The following is a 15831-nucleotide window of genomic DNA, read 5'->3' as shown; positions in this document are numbered from 1 at the left end:
TTGAAATCCCAAAAAATGCACACTTTTTCCGGTATACCCTTCAAAACCCTTGCACTAATTTCTGTGTTTATCAGCCTCTAACCTTTGATATATCAAGGTTTTAGGTTTATTCAGCAAACCCTAAATACTTTCGTTCCCTTTTGCGTAAGTCCTGTTATACTTGGGTATCTTAAAAAAATAAGGCAATTAAACTTCGTGAAAATAACGATTAAATAAAGTCTGTGTAGCTTGACGATGTTGTTCTCTTAATTCAGGTGGAGACAATATTTCTGCTTTGTCCATATACCGATAAACCCAACGAATAAACTCACCTAAAGAACGGGGTGGTAATTCTACATGGTATTCTATAAATTTGTATTCTCCATTATTTTTGTCAATTTCTCCTAGTATAATTTTTTGGTTTAAATGACGACGCTCTCCTTCTAAAATAAAATTGGAGATAGGATAATAAAAGCGTACTTTAACCTTAACAAATTGAAGATTTCCTGTTAATTCTAACTGTTGTGATTCTGAATCACCTAAATTTAATCCCCAGCCATTTTCAAATAATTTATAGGCTTTCGTTAAACTTGCTCTTTGTTTTTCTAGTCCCCGTGCTGGTATTTTTACAGGATAACAATGACTATTAAAGCGATTAATGCGCCCCATTACCAAATGTCCATTTTCACAAAGTTCATGCAATAAATACCAGGCAATATCATGATAAATTAATTGTAAAGGAAATACTTGAAACCTTCCAGTACGATTAGAACCATACAAATCTTTAGTACGCGAAATTTCAATAGCTTGTCCTTGACTTATAGCTTGTTCTAATAATGGTAATTGATGAAATAATGTATCTCTGTTTTCTCCCTTGGCGGCCATTTCTTCGGGGTCTGTATGAATTATGGCACGATTCAAATGCTGACGGGTGGGATAAAAAAATTCTCCCTTGAGTTCCATATCCAAACCCCGCAGTCTTTTACTCAGGGTTTCATAAATACGTCTTGTTTGGGCATCACCTTGATATTGTGCCTGGGATGCCAAGGCGTTAAATGCTACCTTTAGTTCAGCAGTAGACAGCGCACCATTGCCTAAATAATAACCCCAACGATACATTCTTTGATCCAGGATACCGTAACGTCTGAGTGTTTCTAAATCTTTGCGTAGTGTGGCAACTGCTGGATAATTATCTGGTAATTCTATGTTTAATTCCTGGGCTAATTGCTGTAGATATATTCTCACTATACTAATTGCATCATGATTTTTGTTGTCACCAGACTCTACATATTCTGGACTCCCCACACCTGGGTATTTGAGTAAGGTAGCAATTAACACTAATAAACGCTCAAAAGCTAAACGTTCTGTGTAGAGATGAGTAGTTTTTTTAGGCATTGTCAAAATAATTACTTTGTTAGTAGTTTATGAAAAATAATCTACGTACAAAAAGAAAATATTGAAACAGTTTTTAAAGTTTAGCTGTAAGTGTTGAAAATCTTGATTTGTAGCCGATTATTATCATAATTCAGTTTATCTTCTTTTCCTGGTTTTTGAGTGATTCTGAAGTTATGGTAGTCAATATCATCACTTTTGGGTCAGGTTTTTATTCATCATGTATATTTCCAGACGTTCCGCTACTGTTAGAAATGTTTCTGTCTCTACTGTTAATGGAACTATTACTCTGGTTATTTTGCTAATTGCACCTTTGGGTTTGGCAGCAGTAATTATGAATACTCTGTTAGTGACTTTTGCTACTTTTTGGATTTCCAGTATGGCGGATAGAATAGTGTTGTGGTTAGAACCAGAACAAAATGCAGAATTAACATCTGGTACTGGAGGTGAACATCGTACAAAGAAATCTAATTTACAACGTTGGTGGCGTTAATTTAATATGCAGACTCTTTATGTTTCTGAGCAGAATTGCTATGTCTGTTTACAGAAAGAATCTTTGATTGTTAAACAAGGTGATACTGTTTATATTGAAGTACAGTTGCCTTTGTTAGAACAGATTTTGATTTTTGGTTATTCTCAAATAACCACCCAAGTAATTCGTGCTTGTTTATGGCGTGATATTCCCATTGCTTATTTATCAAAAATGGGTTACTGCTATGGGAGAATTTTACCAATTTCTAGAGGATACCGACAATTATCACGTTATCAACAACAATTAACCCCTATAGACCGATTAATTACTGCTAGGGCGATAGTTAAAGGTAAATTGAAAAATAGTAGAGTGTTGTTAAGGAGGCAGAAGAAAAAAAGAGAATCTGAGGTTTTAGAACGGGTTTTAGAAAGTTTAGATTATTTAGCTCAACAAGCGGGACAAGCGGATAATTTAGAACGGTTAATGGGGTTTGAGGGTGCGGGTGCTGCTCAATATTTTTCGGCTTTTAGTGAATGTCTGACTAACCCTGATTTTGTGTTTTCCGGTCGTAGTCGTCGTCCGCCAGGAAACCCGGTGAATGCTATGTTAAGTTTTGGGTATCAGGTGCTTTGGAATCATTTATTAGCATTAATTGAAATCCAAGGATTAGACCCTTATTATGCTTGTTTACATCAGGCAAATGATGGTCACGCGGCTTTGGCTTCTGATTTAATTGAGGAGTTCCGCGCCCCGTTGGTAGATTCGTTGGTAATGTGGTTAATTAATCGCAAAATTATGGATGTTCAAGCTGATTTTGAGTTTAAAGATGGGGGGTGTTATTTGAATGATTCAGGTAGGAAAAAGTTTTTACGGGGATTTTTGCAAAGGATGACTGAAGAAATCCAAACGGATGAGGGAATTAAACAACCAAAATGGGATTTATTGACTCAGCAAGTGAGGGCTTTTAAACAATTTGTTTATAATCCCATTCATGATTATAAACCATATCGAATTGATTGATTTTTGCTGATGTTTGTGTTATGTTTTTGTATGTGATTGCTTACGATATTCCTGATGATAAACGACGGAAAAAGATAGCTGATGTATTGGAAGGATATGGACAGCGTGTACAGTATTCTGTGTTTGAATGTCAGTTAAATACAGAGAAGTACAATGATTTACGTCGTCGGTTAAGGAAGATTGTTAAGTTAGAGGAGGATAATGTCAGGTTTTATCCTTTGTCTCGACATACTCTTTCCCAGGTGGAAGCGTGGGGAGTGGGGATACCAGTGATTGAAACGCCGAGTTCGATTATTGTCTAGTTGTTAGGGAGGCGCGGCGTTAGCCGAAGGTCAGGTAAAATGGCTGAGATGTTGATTATTCCGTTGCGAGCTTCGGTTGCTTGCTGGGTAAGGGTTATGGGGATTTTTGAACGCTGTGGGAAGGCAATCTGTCCACCTTTTTTCGTGACCTTCGGAAACCGCCTCTGGACTCCTTGCACTGTCTGGGTTTAAAATGGAGGGGTCCCCACTCGCTGGGGACATTAATTGAATGGAAACTAAATAAGAAATAGTTTCATCTCTGAAGTGGCACTCGGTCCCCACTCGCTGGGGACATTAATTGAATGGAAACCAAGAGCTAACCCAGCACCCATCTTTTTCTGACAATTTGTCCCCACTCGCTGGGGACATTAATTGAATGGAAACTTTGCCATTAGACTGGCTGGAATTGTGGGACTGTTTCAGTTAGTCCCCACTCGCTGGGGACATTAATTGAATGGAAACCCCAAATGTCGCCCAATCAATTACTTCCAGGGATGTACAAGTCCCCACTCGCTGGGGACATTAATTGAATGGAAACGCTAAGTCTTTGTTAACTGTCCAAGTGATGTCGTTTAAGTCCCCACTCGCTGGGGACATTAATTGAATGGAAACTCCCCTCCTAAACCAACCAGCTTATGGTAAGCAAAAAGAAGGAGTCCCCACTCGCTGGGGACATTAATTGAATGGAAACACCAGGGTCTAAACCTGGAAAGTCTTCCAGGGCGTCTTCGCGTCCCCACTCGCTGGGGACATTAATTGAATGGAAACTTCCGGTAGCGGCTGGAGCTCATAATTCCCAAGGCAAGTCCCCACTCGCTGGGGACATTAATTGAATGGAAACTTTGGTCTCCCCAGGTTCCATTTGACTCTGCCACTACCTTTCGTCCCCACTCGCTGGGGACATTAATTGAATGGAAACTTTATCTTCTGCTGGAAGCTTTATACTTAGAAAGTTACTGGGGTCCCCACTCGCTGGGGACATTAATTGAATGGAAACGTCGTATTCTGCCTCTGAGAGGCTCGTACCTTGAGGTCCCCACTCGCTGGGGACATTAATTGAATGGAAACGATTCAATAACTAACATGATCGACCTTCTTGTGGTACGGTCCCCACTCGCTGGGGACATTAATTGAATGGAAACACATAAACCCTAGCCACTTGGATTAGTCGGATAGGTCCCCACTCGCTGGGGACATTAATTGAATGGAAACTTTGGTGAAACAGAAAATGAGTAACACAAAAATCATCTACCAGTCCCCACTCGCTGGGGACATTAATTGAATGGAAACTATAACCATTTAAAATCAAATGGTTATACATAAACTTGTCCCCACTCGCTGGGGACATTAATTGAATGGAAACATCTGATTGTCCATGTGCGATCGCACTGTTTCTTAGTAGCGTCCCCACTCGCTGGGGACATTAATTGAATGGAAACATCCCAGATTCATCCACTAAATCCGACGGTTTAAACGTCCCCACTCGCTGGGGACATTAATTGAATGGAAACTTTATCGAAAAGCAGGATATCTAGAAAACACGCAGAAGTCCCCACTCGCTGGGGATATTAACTACATAACCAATTACCGTAGGGGTTTAGCACTGCTGAACCCCTACTTAATAACATTTGAGTATCAACAAATCGGCATAAAAATACACAATTTGCAATTAATGTCAAAAAATAAACAATATTTTTAATTAAACTAAATAAACACCTCAAAGCCTTATACACAAAGGATTTCAAGGTGATTTATATTGAAAATTAAATATTGTCAATCAATAGACAAATACTAAATCCCGTCATTACAATATAAATATTGGCTACACAGGGGAATCACCGATGACAGCAGAATATTGGCGGGCTAAGATTTGGGGGTTACTGCATGACCCTATACTGAAGGCATTACATAACAATAGCGGACGGGGTAAAAATAGCTTCTATGAACAACTAGAAGTTATGAAACCTTGGGTTGAGACAGGTAAAACCCCAGATCAATCAGGTGGTAAAGTATTAAAAAATATCCTCTTAGCGGATTATATAGCCTCAGCCAGTGATAGGTCAGTCCTGGGTAGCGTCACAGCCAGTATCAATTATGCCCCAGGTAAAAACCCAGAAAAGGGATTAGAAATCAGCCATTTATTATCTGGTGCAAAACAAGAATTTAAAATCAAACTCCATACAGAACTTATAGAATCAAAACGTCAAGAATATTTAAAGAAAAAAGAAGAAGAACTATTAGCAGAAATAGACAATCATTTAAGAACAGATATTAAAAACATCAAACATTTATTTTGGTGGTTATGGCGTTGTTTACCTCAAGCAACCTGTGATTTATTTGATAAAGATAATTCATTAATGTTAATGCCGGCAGAAACTCGTTTACCTGATGCTTCTATTTGGAGTCATTTGAGTATGACATCAGCATTAGCCGGCGCATTAGCAGGATATGATTTAACAGCAGAACAAGTACAACGTTGGCAAGGAAATGAGGAATTATCTCATCCTTATTTAGCGGTATTTAGTTTTAGTCCAGTACAGGAACTAATTAAATCTAGTCGCAAAATGCGAGATTTTTGGGCGGGTTCTTGGTTATTACATTATCTATCAGCTAAAGTTTGTTGGAAACTCGCCAATCAATATGGACCAGATACCTTACTTTATCCTAGTTTATATCAACAACCATTAATAGATCATTGGTTATTGCAAGAAATTGAAAGGTTGAGAAAAGAGGAAAAACTTGATTTTGATTTTACCGAATGGGTAAAACCACCATCCCATGAATCATTATTAACCGCCGGATTTCCTAACGTTATATCATTAATTTTACCTAAAGACAAAGTACAAGCTGCCATGCAAACAGCCCAGCAAACCCTGTTAGAAGCATGGTTAGAAGTTGGGGATTTAGTATTAAAAGAATTACAAAATGAACGTCATTGGATGAGACAATTAAAACCAGATCATAATAGTTGGCAAGGTTGGTTAAAATCCCAATGGCAAGTTTACTGGACAGCATTACCAATTGGTAAAGGTAAACAATTCAAAACTGCTGCTATTCCTGAAAATGTTGATGATCAATTACAAACTTGGTTAAATCAACAAAATGAAGCCTATAATGTTAGTAAAAAGCAAAAATTATTTCAATCACAAGAACTAAAATTTTTACGTGAAGCTTATCATCAAAGATTAGAAGAACAACACAGAAAATTTAGTGTTAACATAGGTTCATGGTGGGCTTATATTTTTGACGCTACCCGTGCTAGTTTAGCATCAGTAAAAAACGCGAGAAATTGGGAACTTCCTACAGCTTTTGGACCCCGTTCGACAATTTCTGGTATTGGTCCAGTTGTGAATCCTGGTAATAATAAAGAGAAGGGAAAAGACTGGATGACAGAAGGTGAAACCAAGAAATTATGGGGAAAACATGATGCAGGGTTTTTTGATGGTACAGAACAACTAAATGCAACGGAAGTATTAAAGCGGGGGTTACATAAAGTATTACCTCACTTGTTGGGAATCCCAGAAAAAGATATTGCAGCATCTTATCCAGATTTAACTTCTGGGGTGGCGGGGTATTTAAAAGTTAATGCTGGAGATACACGACATAAACTAAATTTTGAAAAAGCTTGTCAAGCAATAGTTAACAAATACCCTGAACTTGAAACCACACTCACAGAAATGAGAGGTAAATGGGGTATTCCTTGGATAGATAAAAACCAGAATCCTAAAAAATACCATCCCCGCTTACTTAATGCAGATTGGATATTAGAAGATTTACCTAATAGCACTGAGTTGAAGGAAGAATATAGAAGAGAAATCAACAATATTATTAGTGATTCCTATCCTAGTAACAATCCATCAGATTGGTATGTATTAGCCGCAGGTGATGGTGATAGTATGAGTGAATGGTTAAAGGGAACAAAACTCAAAACCTATGGTGATTATATACCATCAAAATTATCAGTTAATTTAGAGAGTTTTCCCCAATTCTTAGAAATCCAAAAACGCATGGGACCAAGTACCCACAGCGCATTAAGTAGGGCGTTATTAGATTTTTCTAATCAATTAGTTCCCTATTTGACACAAAATCGTTATGCTGGTAGATTAATTTATGGTGGTGGTGATGATGTTTTAGCTTATACGAATCTGTGGGAATGGGATAAATGGTTATGGGATATCCGCCAATGTTTTAAAGGTGCAAAAGATCCCCGTGATCAGTTTAGTAATGAGGGTGATTATTGGAAATTTAAGGGCAAAAGTGATCAATTAGTTGACCGTCCATTATTCACAATGGGCAGCGCAGCCACCATCAGCTTTGGTATCGTAATTGCCCATCACTCAGTACCGTTGGCGATCGCCCTCGAAAGTCTCTGGGAAGCAGAAAAAAAAGCCAAAGATCATGTTTATATTGATGAAAACGGTGACAAAAAAGCCAAGGATGCAGTACAAGTGCGGGTAATCTACGGAAACGGTAACACCCTGAAATCCACCGCTAAATTTGATGTTTTCTATCAGTGGCAACAATTAATTCAACAGGACTTAGAAAGTGCGATATTTGAACAAGCAGCGAGTCTGTGGAGTCAGCACCCAGCACCGAGTCAGGAGGCCATAATACCCTGGAGTAGATTGTTTTGCGATCGCCGTGACCAATTCCAAGAAAACAAAGACAACAAAAAGCAATTTCAAGAAGCCCTTGCAGACTTCCTCAAAGCATTGTTTATCACTACCCAAACTGAAGACTTGGACAGCGAAATTCAAAATTGGCTCAAACTTGCGGCTTTCGTTAAACGCAACCGTCACATCAAACTAGGAGGTGATAATTAATGCACTGGTACAAACTGACACCGTTGGATATTTTAATGTTAAGGGATGCCAAACCATTTTCACCACAAGAAAGGGCGTGGGCGGGTAGTGTGTTTCCTCCCAATGGTCATACTATTGCCGGGGCATTGCGGGGGTTGTTGGGAGGTGGTGAATTTGATATTACTGGTCCATTTTTGAGTTATGAAAACACCTTATATTTACCCCGTCCGTTGGGGTTTGCGGGTTCTATAGACCTTGTACCTTTAGTGTGGGCAAAAGAATCTTATATCAATAATGCTCTCTGGGATAAAACTCAACCTTGTCCATTGGTAAAATCCTATAATAGCAAAGATGAGGAGGAAGAAGAAAACTATAATTCAGGTAAAGAGCAAAGCCCTGAATTTAGGCAATATTTACCTTATGAAGTTGTCAAAGAATATTTAGAATCTGGTAGAATTAATAAGGAAAATTGGCAAGCCATTGAAGGTAGACACGAAGATAAACCATACACCATAGAAACCCGTTCTCATAATAGCATTGAACCCGGAACAAAACAAGTTAAAGATGCCGATGGTTACTTTGTAGAAAACGCTATTAGATTATATCAAGGTTGGAGTTTTACAATCGGAATCAACGAAGAAATTGAAACACCTGCTACAATCAGATTAGGAGGAGAAGGACACAGGGTAATTGTAGAATCTTGTCCAGAATTGGGGGAACAATGGCAAGAGTTACAACAACTATCCGATGATAATTTTCAACATGATGGTAAAGCAATAGCCTATTTAGTAACCCCTGGAGTTTTTGAAAGACCCCACAAGGATAAATATGAAAATAGAATCAACTTATGTCGTCCTTATCCTTGGGAGTGGAAAATCAAAGACGGTATTTTTGTGAGTATGTCCACAGATAAAGCTGTACCGATTAGTTGTAGAATTAGGGAGAACGAAGACAATACAAAAAGCATTACAAAAAGCATTACAAAAAGCATTCCTGCACCCCAAGTATTTGCAGCACCACCGGGGAGTTTGTACTATTTGAATAAACCTCAAGGGTTGTTTCAGGATCAAGAAAAAGTAGAAAGGAATGGATCTAATAAAGATAATCGTGTTAATAACTGGCGAAAACTGGGTTACTCAGAAATGTTGTGGATTAAATATCAAGGAAATTAGGAAAAATAACGATGGAATACATTTATTTATATCTGCTTTCACCATTACATACAGGTGGTACAACCCAAGAGGGTAACTTATTAGGAATTGCCCGTGAATCTCATACTAATTTACCCTACATTCCTTCTAGTACAGTGCGGGGTAAAGTGCGTTCATTGGCTACAGATAAAAACACAAAATATCAGCTATTTGGCAATGATTTAGAAGATGGACAATTAGAACAGGGTGATATTTGGATTGGTGATGCTTCTATATTATGGTTGCCAGTTCCGTCATTAAGTCATAGTGTAGTTTGGGTTAGTTGTCCTCTTTTATTACAACGTTGGCAACGTTTACAAGGTGGTAAATTATCCATACCTCCTGAATATAGTTGTAACTTTAATAATAATGCTGCGGTTTATCTCAAAGATGCAATTATCAACTCTGCACAATTACAACCTTGGCAAAACTCAAAAGAATTTGTACCCAAATCATCAGCAACAGATTCAATAAAACGTTTATTAGTATTACCTGATAAACATTGTGCTACATTAATTCAAATGAGTTTATGGCGACAAGTAAAAATTAAACTCGATGAACATAAATCTGTAAATGGTGGTTTCCGTTATGAGGAAGCAATTCCACCAGATACATTAATGTATTTACCTTGGGGAATTACATCACAAGCTAATGGAAAATCACAAAAATCTTACGATGATTTGAAAAATTTATTAGCAGCCAATGAAATTTTACAAATTGGAGGACAAGAAAGTTTAGGACGGGGATTTGTTCAACAATGGATGTCAACTTCTCAAGAGAATTAGAAAATTTTTCAGAATCAGGACTTACGGTTACTGAGCGACTTGTACTGAGCCTGTCCTGAGCCTGTCCTGAGCCTGTCCTGAGCCTGTCCTGAGCCTGTCCTGAGCGGTGTCGAAGGGCGGTGTCGAAGGGCGGTGTCGAAGGGCGGTGTCGAAGGGCGCAGTCGAAGTAAGTCGAAGTACAGGATTTACAGGATGAAAACAATAATTTTATAGCCTGTAAAAGTGTAGTCAGAAAAAGGAAATTAATATGACATTTGACCCTAGAACAATTGCTATACCAATTTACGATGCTTTAAATCATTTAAAGAATTTACCCAATCAAGATGACACTCGTTTGAAACAACAAAAAAGTCAAGCAGTGGAACTTTATACCTATCTTTCCACTTGGGGAATGATGCGATTAAAAGCTGAAGAAATGGCATTACCTGATGGCATGATGGGTAAAAGACAAGTAGTGCAGAAATTTTTTGAGTGCTTGCAAGCGGTATCAGGAAAACAAAATTTATCTGGACAACAAGGTTTAGAAACCTTGAAAACCCTGGGTACAGATGAATATTTAGGTATCACAGGTTTGGGATTAGCTTTGGCACAGGAATTTAGTTTTTGGGCTACTGCTATTTATTGGGATATTAAGGGAGACTAAAAGTAATGGTATTTGAAAGACCTAATCAACCTAAAAAACCTCAACCATCTACAAATATGAATCCACCTAGAAAAGTAATTAATGTTCCCGTTAGTGGTCATGGTGGTAGTGGTGGTGGTAGTTCGAGTAGTCACGGGGGACACAGTGGCGGTAATCAACCCGCTACACCCTCTCCCTGGTTAAATGCAGACAATGAACCCAAACCCGATCCAGAAGCTAGTTTTGTAGAATATCTGCGGTGGATGCGATCGCCCGATAGTGACTATAAGGACTCTACCAAAGTACAAATATTACAAATGGCAGAAAAGGGGTCAAAATATTTTCAGCGATTGCAACAACTAACAAAACGTACTGAATTAATAGCCCAAAAAAGTTTTAAAGTCCAATGTCCTTGGCGCATTAGAGTAGGAGGACATAGAGGACCAGAAAGTATTTTATTACCTGCTTTTGATGCTTTGGGTATTCCTTATATTCCCTCTAGCACTTTGCGCGGTGTAGCCAGAACCCAGGCTATCCGGGAAATCATGGCACAACAAAATATTGACTGGAAAAATGCAGAAAAACAAATTGCTGCTTGGTTTGGTTCAGTAGAAACTAATAATAAAAAAGAACAAGCTGGTAAAGTTGTATTTTTAGACGCTTATCCTTTACCAAATCAAAATCAAAATGTATTAGCTGTAGATATGGCTAATAATATTTGGCAATGGGACAATAATACACCTAAATATAGCCCCAATCCTAACCCGTTTTTCAGTTTAGAAAAACCCATGTTTCTGATTGGGTTACGATTAGCTAGTAACTGCCAGGATAACGATATATTAGAAAAAGTCAAACAGTGGTTAATCAAAGGTTTACAAGCTGGTGTAGGTTCTCAAATTAATACTGGTTATGGTCAATTAAATCCCGCAGGGAAACTTGAGAAAAATCATGAATTTTTTAGAGTTGAATTTGTTATAGAAGGCCAGTTAATTCATGGTCGTCAAAAATTAAAAGATATTAAACAACCTTACCAAAAAGACAGAGATGGTAATTTTAGACTTAGCCAAGGAAAATTAAAACCAGATACTATTTCTAATCCAGAAGTTCGACCTGTGGCCTTTAAATCAATGTTACGCTATTGGTTTAGAACTTTTGCATTAGGAATTTTAGAACCTGGTCAAGTGCAGGAATGGGAAAATAATATCTTTGGTGGTATTAACCCAAGTAAACAATTTGGCTGGTTAATGGTTAGAGTATTAGAAGGAAAAACTATTAGAGATAATGCTGCAAATCGAAATGATGATTTTGGTGAACAATCGGGAATACTCACATTAAACTATTCACCGGAAATTCCCCAATCTCAAAAACAGAACTTAGAGAAACTAATCAAAAATCTCACCTGGTTAATGTTTCATTTAGGTGGTATTGGTCAAGGTGCAAGAAGACCATTATATTCTAGAAAAGATCGTAATCCTCCCCGTCCACCTTGGTATCGTGGCTGTAATTTAGGCTGTAATTTAATTACTGAAAGTGATAATAATTTTTGGAAATTACCAGATAATACTAGACAGTTTCAAGAATTATTCAAAACTAAAATCAGGAATTTTTATGAAGCATTACAAGCGTTAGGTGTTAATTTTAATTCTCGACAATTAAGAACTTGTGGAATAGTTAGAAATAACCAATGGACAGAAGCAATAGACGCAAATTGTCGTATCTTTGTATGTTCTGGAGATGAACAATTCGGTAAATCTTATGCCCTATCAGTTTTACATAGTGATGAGCTAAAATTTAATAATAATTATGACGGTAATCTTTGCGGAAAAACTCAAGGTAATCGGGTTATTCCTTCCCCTATCTGGATTGCAGATTTAGGTGATTACCAAGTAGTAACTGTATTTGGTGCTAATGAAAATCCCCGTCGAAAATATTTAGAAACATTACAAAATAAACTGCAAATTTTCCCTCTATGAAAACAACAAATAACACAGATAAAGTTAGCACTCTAATAATCACCGTAGGAACACGACAAATAGGCTGGCGTTGTCAAGATGGTATCATTCGTTCCTTTGGTGCAGATGGTAACATTGGGTATCCTGCTCATGTCAATGAATTATATCAAGAATTAGGAATAGAACGAGGTAATCATCAAGATGAAAATGGTAAAACCTATCCTTGGAGTGGTCGGGATTTGGGTAAACGATATTATGATCACTGTCAAGAATGGCTCGGTGGGGATTTTAGTAATGTTGAATTATTGTTAGATAAAATTATAATTGAAACCGCAGTCACCCAGGGGTTAAAACATATTATACTATGGGCAACTGACCAACCAGAGGATGTATCTTGGTTTTATCGGCGGCTGGATACATTATATTTAGCGGAATTAATCAAAGGCAAGATTAAAAGTTTATTCCCTGATATCCGAGTTGATGTTCATGCTCCCAAAATCAACGCTAACGATACTTTAGCAATTCGCGAAGAATTAGAACAGTTAGTATTAAAAGAAGCCCTGGATGCTTTTTATCCCCAAAAGAACGAAGAGTTTACACTGTGGATACAAAATAAAGGTTGTGCGCCAGCAGTGGCATCCTGTGTAGAAATTTGTGCGGCTGCTTTGGTACGTCAGTGTAAAGTATATAATGCTAGTCCTGATGAACCACTGGAGTTTTTTAGTCAGTTAGATAATGGTTTAAAAACCGCTAATCATTCCCAAAGTTTTCAGTTAATTCCAATGGGGGAATATTTCTGGTCTTTGGAAAAACTACGCATTATTTCTGCTTGGGAACGAGGAGATTTTTCAGAAGCACAAATTTGGTTAGCAGTTCATCAAAATCGGCATTCAGCATTATCTAAATTAGCAGGGTTTTTAGCAAAATATAGTAACGGAGAATCCAGCAAAGAATTTTATCAAAACCTCAAAGATTGGGTGGGTTCTAAGGATGTATCAAAATTAGTAGATGCTGAACAAATCGAAACATGGAAAGTCAGACTTCAAAAACTGCAAAATGACAAAATTACTAATTTATGGGAGTCTACCCTGATATTAGAATTAACATTAAACAGGGAAAACTATACCACAGCATTTATCCAGTTTGTGCAGATTTTAGAAAAATTATTGTATCTGCAATCCATCAATCAAACATGGTATACCAAAGGTTGGATACCCAAAGATAAAGATGAACCGACTTTAGCGGAATTAATGCAAGGGTGGTGTCAGTATAAACGATATAATCAAGATAGTAAATGGTCTAAAGTATTGTACGATATTCGCCAAAATCGTAATTTAATTATTCATAAAGGTGAATCTATCACACCAAGAAAAATCCGTGCTATTTGGGCTAATAATGACTTCCCTGTGAAATACCCAGAAACCCCAGAAATCATTAAAAACCTGATGATGGAACTACTCAAAGAAATCAGCACTCCTCCGAATTTGAATAACTTATTAATGCGTTCTTTGTATCAATGGGGACTGCAATACTTAGAAGATGCAAGTTAATAATAGGCGATCGCACAATCAGCAATAGACCTCTCCGAAAAAGATGTAGGGACAATTCATGAATTGTTCCTAAGAATGGGTTTCAGGTTACGCTTATGTAATTTTCGGACAGGTCTATTGCATATCAAACTACAAAACTTAAATTTATATAGGACTCCTATTTGATTTTTGAACAGAACTCAGTACATGGTTCGGCTTCGCTCACCATAAATACTGACAGCCTTCTTTCCTGTTCCCTGCCTCCACGAAAAATTCATGAATCAAATCGGATCACTATATTTGCAGGAGCATCAAATGTCCAACATCAAAAATACCCAAACAAATCAAATAGCTCATAAAAGTAAAGGCGCAATCGTCAAAAGTTAGCGATCGCCCCACACTACCCCAACAAATTCTTAAAGGAAAACATGAACCTCAAACGATTATTATTAACCGCAGCGATAACCACCGCTTGTATTGTCAGCACCAACTTACAAGCCAAAGCCGATACCTACCGTGCTGGGAAATTCACAGTTACCATAGATTCTGATGTTTATGTTGGTTGTGACCAAAAAAACCGATGTATCCGATTAGAAGACGGTACAGGATGGCGTGATCAAGGTTATCGGGGTATCACTTGGAGTAACGGGGATTATTATTACTCGGTTTCCTGGAAGGAAGACTCTAACGAGGGGATGTACCTAACCATTGTTCACAACAATAAACGGATACTGCGTGAAAAAATGGTAGCAATTGAAAAAAACCTACTTAAAGTTGATTTGAAATAGGCTATCTAGTACAGCACGGCGTAAATAAACCAACCATTCTCAATCGCTAAAAAGCTTACGACCTATTATTTTTGACTTTTGACTTTTGACTTTTGACTTCCGCGAAGCGGTACTAGTGTGATGTCATCAATATTAAAACCGGACAGTTGGCACTGCGATTTAAACCCAACAGTAAATCCAGAGCAGGTTTAGATAAGAACCCGTAAGGGTGCAAACCTGGTTGAGCAAGTTTTGACGATGAATGTAGAATCTCCGTGGCTTTAGCCCGGAGAGTGTCAATGATTTAAAATCTCAAACCCACACCACCCTGTAAAGATAAAGCCGTACCTCCACTATTGCGGTAAGCATCAAAAGCAATAATAGCATTACCAAAAATCACAGTCTTACTATTAGGGACAACATAATCAATACCTGGTTGCAAAGCAAAACTAATTTTATTACCTACAGGGGAAGCAGTATCACCACTAGTTAAAACCATTCCCGCACCTAAATAAACATCAGTTTGCCAATTGAGGGGAACATCATAAGAAACTGTAGGTACAATTGCTGTACCTTGACCAATTAAAGCTTGAGCGCGGAAAGATACGGGTGTTTCTAATAATTTGTAGCGCAAAGCCAAAACTCCACCCAGTTGGGTATCGTCGTCAGTTAACCCAATTGTAGGACCAATACCCACATAACTACCATAAGCTACTTGAGCTTGTGCAGGTTGATGATTGATTAGCAAACTCAGAACCGCACCGGTACCTAAAACTGCAACTAAAGATTTAAAAGACTTCATATTATCTCAATAACTATGTTATCAATATTACTGCTAACTAATTATGGGTAATGGGTAATTGGTAATTGGTAATTGGTAATTGGTAATTGGTAATTAGGGGTTGCTGAGAAAGTCTTTCCGTGAGGGCATAGGAGTCAGGAGTCAGGAGTCAGGAGTCAGGAGTCAGGAGGAGATTGGAAAATTTCTTTGCCATCTCTTGAAATCCCAAAAAATGCAC

Annotated in this window: 12 protein-coding genes and 1 CRISPR repeat array; of the genes, 10 read left to right on the top strand and 2 right to left on the bottom strand. The window is 37.9% G+C overall.

Translation table 11 applies throughout. From position 1 onward, the window contains the following. Nucleotides 1-186: 186 nt before the first annotated feature. Nucleotides 187-1374, bottom strand: coding sequence for a helix-turn-helix transcriptional regulator (locus FFR48_RS17330; RefSeq protein WP_137668232.1), 1188 nt, complete (start codon nt 1372-1374; stop codon nt 187-189). Between the two features lie 217 nt (nt 1375-1591). Between FFR48_RS17330 and csx18 the strand changes: the two genes are divergently transcribed. From csx18 to FFR48_RS17280, 10 genes are all read left to right on the top strand, one after another. Next, nucleotides 1592-1864, top strand: coding sequence for a CRISPR-associated protein Csx18 (csx18, locus tag FFR48_RS17325; RefSeq protein ID WP_137668231.1), 273 nt, complete (start codon nt 1592-1594; stop codon nt 1862-1864). Nucleotides 1865-1870: 6 nt separating this feature from the next. Beyond that, nucleotides 1871-2863 (top strand): CRISPR-associated endonuclease Cas1, Slr7092 subtype, encoded by a 993-nt coding sequence (locus FFR48_RS17320; RefSeq protein ID WP_137668230.1) that lies wholly within the window; start codon nt 1871-1873, stop codon nt 2861-2863. Between the two features lie 20 nt (nt 2864-2883). Beyond that, the gene (gene cas2, locus FFR48_RS17315) at nt 2884-3165 is read left to right on the top strand and encodes a CRISPR-associated endonuclease Cas2, Ssr7093 family (protein WP_137668229.1); all 282 of its coding nucleotides are present in this window, start codon (nt 2884-2886) and stop codon (nt 3163-3165) included. 201 nt (nt 3166-3366) lie between these two features. Continuing rightward, nucleotides 3367-4676: direct repeats of the CRISPR family, unit length 36 nt; unit sequence GTCCCCACTCGCTGGGGACATTAATTGAATGGAAAC. 330 nt (nt 4677-5006) lie between these two features. Next, entirely contained in the window at nt 5007-7988 is a 2982-nt protein-coding gene (gene cas10, locus FFR48_RS17310) for a type III-B CRISPR-associated protein Cas10/Cmr2 (protein ID WP_137668228.1), read from the top strand. Then, nucleotides 7988-9139, top strand: a complete 1152-nt coding sequence (locus tag FFR48_RS17305) for a type III-B CRISPR module-associated Cmr3 family protein (protein ID WP_137668227.1) — start codon at nt 7988-7990, stop codon at nt 9137-9139. The genes cas10 and FFR48_RS17305 overlap by 1 nt, the downstream gene beginning before the upstream one ends. An 11-nt stretch (nt 9140-9150) precedes the next feature. Then, on the top strand, nt 9151-9942 hold the full coding sequence (gene cmr4 / locus FFR48_RS17300; protein WP_137668226.1) for a type III-B CRISPR module RAMP protein Cmr4: 792 nt from the start codon (nt 9151-9153) through the stop codon (nt 9940-9942). A 247-nt stretch (nt 9943-10189) separates the two neighbouring features. Then, complete coding sequence (locus FFR48_RS17295) at nt 10190-10585, top strand: hypothetical protein (RefSeq protein WP_137668225.1); 396 nt, start codon at nt 10190-10192, stop codon at nt 10583-10585. Between the two features lie 5 nt (nt 10586-10590). Further along, nucleotides 10591-12537, top strand: coding sequence for a type III-B CRISPR module RAMP protein Cmr6 (gene cmr6 / locus FFR48_RS17290; RefSeq protein WP_201277636.1), 1947 nt, complete (start codon nt 10591-10593; stop codon nt 12535-12537). Beyond that, a complete protein-coding gene (locus FFR48_RS17285) occupies nt 12534-14066 on the top strand; it encodes a hypothetical protein (protein ID WP_137668224.1) in 1533 nt (510 codons plus the stop codon). The genes cmr6 and FFR48_RS17285 overlap by 4 nt, the downstream gene beginning before the upstream one ends. Nucleotides 14067-14473: 407 nt before the next feature. Beyond that, the gene (locus FFR48_RS17280) at nt 14474-14833 is read left to right on the top strand and encodes a hypothetical protein (protein WP_137668223.1); all 360 of its coding nucleotides are present in this window, start codon (nt 14474-14476) and stop codon (nt 14831-14833) included. A 283-nt stretch (nt 14834-15116) separates the two neighbouring features. Here FFR48_RS17280 and FFR48_RS17275 read toward each other — a convergent pair whose 3' ends face one another. After that, complete coding sequence (locus FFR48_RS17275; RefSeq protein WP_096566179.1) at nt 15117-15614, bottom strand: hypothetical protein; 498 nt, start codon at nt 15612-15614, stop codon at nt 15117-15119. Nucleotides 15615-15831 lie beyond the last annotated feature (217 nt).

The sequence above is a fragment of the Sphaerospermopsis reniformis genome (assembly GCF_005402885.1).
Lineage (GTDB): Bacteria > Cyanobacteriota > Cyanobacteriia > Cyanobacteriales > Nostocaceae > Sphaerospermopsis > Sphaerospermopsis kisseleviana.
Note: the sequence above shows the minus strand (reverse complement) of the source record. Positions and strands in the feature narration are given on the sequence as shown.

Excerpts from the sequence above, each read along its gene's own strand:
- FFR48_RS17280 (WP_137668223.1), top strand. The coding sequence starts at position 14,474 with ATGAACCTCAAACGATTATTATTAACCGCAGCGATAACCACCGCTTGT.
- cmr4 (WP_137668226.1), top strand. The coding sequence starts at position 9,151 with ATGGAATACATTTATTTATATCTGCTTTCACCATTACATACAGGTGGT.
- FFR48_RS17320 (WP_137668230.1), top strand. The coding sequence starts at position 1,871 with ATGCAGACTCTTTATGTTTCTGAGCAGAATTGCTATGTCTGTTTACAG.
- cas2 (WP_137668229.1), top strand. The coding sequence starts at position 2,884 with ATGTTTTTGTATGTGATTGCTTACGATATTCCTGATGATAAACGACGG.
- cmr6 (WP_201277636.1), top strand. The coding sequence starts at position 10,591 with ATGGTATTTGAAAGACCTAATCAACCTAAAAAACCTCAACCATCTACA.
- csx18 (WP_137668231.1), top strand. The coding sequence starts at position 1,592 with ATGTATATTTCCAGACGTTCCGCTACTGTTAGAAATGTTTCTGTCTCT.
- FFR48_RS17285 (WP_137668224.1), top strand. The coding sequence starts at position 12,534 with ATGAAAACAACAAATAACACAGATAAAGTTAGCACTCTAATAATCACC.
- FFR48_RS17275 (WP_096566179.1), bottom strand. The coding sequence starts at position 15,614 with ATGAAGTCTTTTAAATCTTTAGTTGCAGTTTTAGGTACCGGTGCGGTT.
- FFR48_RS17305 (WP_137668227.1), top strand. The coding sequence starts at position 7,988 with ATGCACTGGTACAAACTGACACCGTTGGATATTTTAATGTTAAGGGAT.
- FFR48_RS17330 (WP_137668232.1), bottom strand. The coding sequence starts at position 1,374 with ATGCCTAAAAAAACTACTCATCTCTACACAGAACGTTTAGCTTTTGAG.
- cas10 (WP_137668228.1), top strand. The coding sequence starts at position 5,007 with ATGACAGCAGAATATTGGCGGGCTAAGATTTGGGGGTTACTGCATGAC.
- FFR48_RS17295 (WP_137668225.1), top strand. The coding sequence starts at position 10,190 with ATGACATTTGACCCTAGAACAATTGCTATACCAATTTACGATGCTTTA.